Raw genomic sequence first — 3,243 nt, 5'->3', positions numbered from 1 at the left:
ACTAAACCAATGAAAGAGCCGACAACTTTAGATCTAGATAATCAAAGCGATGAATTGTCCCAATTCACCAGCACCAGAAATCCGCTGCACGATCGGAATTTTTACATCATCGTCAGCCTCACCCTAGTCGAAATTATGGGTGGGCCGACACTTGGCCCGATCCTCCCAGAATTATCAAAAGTTTTTGCTGTCTCACCTAGTGAAATTCAATTAGTAATGACCGCTTTTTTTCTGCCCATCGGCATTGCCACGCCGATTTTAGGCATCGTCACCGATCGAATCGGTGTGAAAAAAGTGTTAATTCCGTCGTTGTTACTGTTTGCGATCGCTGGAAGCTGCTGTGCCTTCGCTGGCGATTTTCAAACTCTAATTCGGTGGCGATTTCTCCAAGGTTTAGGTTCTGCTAGCTTAAATTTAATCTCCCTAACGCTGATTAGTACGATCTATCGCGGCAAAGCCTTAACGATGGCAATGTCGATTAGCGTGAGCGCGATCGGTGCCAGTACGGCAATTTATCCGATTATCGGTGGGGTGCTAGCAGGTTTTAGTTGGCGATATCCCTTTTTGCTAACCACGCTCGCCTTTCCCTTGTTGATGCTGGTGTTGATGGTGCTGAAGCTGCCCCGACAAACCAGTGCTAGCCAAAATAGCAGTATCAAGCTTTATCTGCAAAAGGTCTGGCAGAGTATCAACAATTCCACAGTACTGGGATTGCTATTGGTAGTCGGTTCGATGTTTCTGATTCAGTCTGGGCCGTTTATAACTTACATCCCGATTTTAGCAGGGGCTAATTTTGGGACTTCGGGCTTGTTTATTGGTTTGATTTTAGCCAGCATGTCAGTCTCGTTAGGGCTTGTTGCTTCGCAGTTGGGAAGGTTAACGCGACGCGCATCAGAAATAACGCTAATTAAAGTAGCTTTTGCGATCGCCGCGATCGCGCTAGCAATGATTCCGTTCATTACTAGTGCAGGGCTGTTGTTCGTTCCGAGTATTTTATTTGGTGCGGCTCTAGGTCTAGCAATACCTTCTAGCCAAGAGATCTTAGCAAAACTCGCGATCGACGATACGCGAGCTGGATTTATGGCAGTCAATGTGAGCGTCCAATCGCTGGGGATCGGATTAGGGCCACTTATGGCAGGTATCTTTGCTGGCGTATGGGGTATGCAGGGTGTCTTTTGGGCAACTGCTGGTCTGGCTGTGGGTGCATTGGTTTTGTTTCATTTTCTTCTACAGCAAGGTAGTAGAAATTCTGTTACGAGATAAACCTTGAAGATCCCCCTAGTCCCCACTAACAGGCGACAAGTCTGTTGGTATCGTAGTCCCGTTACCCCACCCCAGCCCTCCCCTTATAAAGGGGAGGGAGCAAAAGCCCCCCCTTTATAAGGGGGGGTTGGGGGGGTAACACCATCTCAAACGAAGCTATTAGACGCATTCATCCTCTTAGGGTCGCCTAAATTTACAACCATAAATAATCTTTATAATTTCCAATCGCGAGCAAATTACTATGTCTAATCCATCTCAACATCAAGTATTAATTGTCGGTGCTGGCCCTACTGGTTTGATGCTGGCGATCGAATTAACTTTACTTTCCCTGTCCGTGCGGATTATCGATCGAGCCGCTGAAACCAAACGCCAAGTGAGAGCCTGTGTGATCTGGTCGCGTGCCCAAGAAGCTCTGGCAGGGCTAGGAGTAATCGACAAGTTCTTGGCTGGCTCACATAAAATGCACAACTTTGATGTGTATGCAAAGGGTAAGAAATTAAGCGGGTTCGAGTTTGGTCACATCAAGAGTGACTACCCGTTCCCGATGACGATCGAACAGCATGATACCGAACGCTTCTTAGCCGAGTCATTATCCAATCTCGGAGTTGAGGTTGAATGGGAAACTGAAGCAATTGAGGTTCGCACGCATGACGTTGGAGCTGAAGTTACTGTGCGAGCTGCCAATGGTAAGGAGGAAACGATCGAGACTCAGTGGTTAGTAGGCTGCGAAGGAAGTCGGAGTCCAATCCGTGAAGCCGCGCAGATTCCGTTTGAAGGAGAGCCTGCGGTGAACTTACAAGCAGTTCAGGTCAACGCCAAACCAACTTGGCAGTTTCCAAAATCCACTTCTCAGGGCTATTTCTTTCTAGCCGAGCAAGTCTCAATCATGAGTATCCCTGTGCCCGGTGACACTTACCGTTTCTTTACCTTTACTACCGACCCCAGCCCAGAGCGCAAAACACCGCCCACCTTAGCAGAAATGCGCGACTTAACGGCATCGGCTGCCTGTATACCGGAATTGCAGCTAGAGCTATCCGAACCCGTTTGGCTCAGTCGCGCCCGCTTTCAGAATCGGATTGCTGCTACCCTCAACAAAGGTCGCGTGCTGCTAGTCGGGGATGCGGCGCATTCTTGGGCACCGATCGGCGGACATGGAATGAATACCGGACTCCGAGGTGCATTTAACCTCGGCTGGAAATTAGCCGCAGTCGAGCGCGGTGAAGCCAAATCCTGTCTGTTGGATACTTATACGATCGAACAACGCGCCAATGCCCAAACGATCGTCGATGCCAACCGAATGAACATCGTCGAGCAGCCGCCATCAGCTACTAAGCTCCGGTTGATGGAAACGTTCATGCCGTTCGGATTGTCGCTCAAGCCAGTGAAACGCTTGATGGAGTTCACACTCAGCGATCTGGGCATGGAGTACCGCAATAGCCCGTTATCATTGCAGCAGAAGGGTAGTGGTTCACTACAGGCAGGCGATCGCATCCCCAATGTCCCAGTAGTATCTGGCGATGGACAATGGGCAAATCTACATCGCTTGATTTCGATTCATCACTGGACGCTGCTACTACGGACTAAAGACGCTGAAGTAGTCGAACGAGCTTATCAAATTGTCGGTCAATTCCGATCGACCATCAAGGTTTCGACAATTCAACCAATGGATCGAGATAGCGATCGGCAACTGGGACGAGATGGACAGATGCTCCTCGTGCGTCCAGACGGTCATGTTGGATTTATTGGTGCAGTTAACGATTACGACACTCTAGTTAAATATTTAGACACCTTCTTGGTGCGGGTGTAAAAGGATGTCTGAAAAGTCTGTTGGACTTCGTTTCGAGCTTGTAGGGTGTGTTATCGCGGAGCGTAACGCACCATCTCAGATATTAACGGCTGCGCTCCTGCACCGCCACCGATTGAAATCGGGGCTAACGTTTCAAAGTCCGCCTACGCGGACTGAATTTCTCTTAGTCCGCG

Annotated in this window: 2 protein-coding genes; both read left to right on the top strand. The window is 49.1% G+C overall.

From position 1 onward, the window contains the following. On the top strand, window positions 1-1,263 hold a 1,263-nt coding region (locus tag RMO52_RS16010), incomplete at its 5' end, for an MFS transporter (RefSeq protein WP_310416070.1). A gap of 241 nt (window positions 1,264-1,504) precedes the next feature. Continuing rightward, a complete protein-coding gene (locus RMO52_RS16005; RefSeq protein WP_310416067.1) occupies window positions 1,505-3,070 on the top strand; it encodes an FAD-dependent monooxygenase in 1,566 nt (521 codons plus the stop codon). Window positions 3,071-3,243: the final 173 nt, after the last annotated feature.

The organism is Chamaesiphon sp. OTE_8_metabat_110 (assembly GCF_031382685.1).
Taxonomy (GTDB): Bacteria; Cyanobacteriota; Cyanobacteriia; order Cyanobacteriales; family Chamaesiphonaceae; genus Chamaesiphon.
The sequence above is the reverse complement of the archived record's forward strand: the minus strand, read 5'-3'. Positions and strand labels throughout refer to the sequence as shown.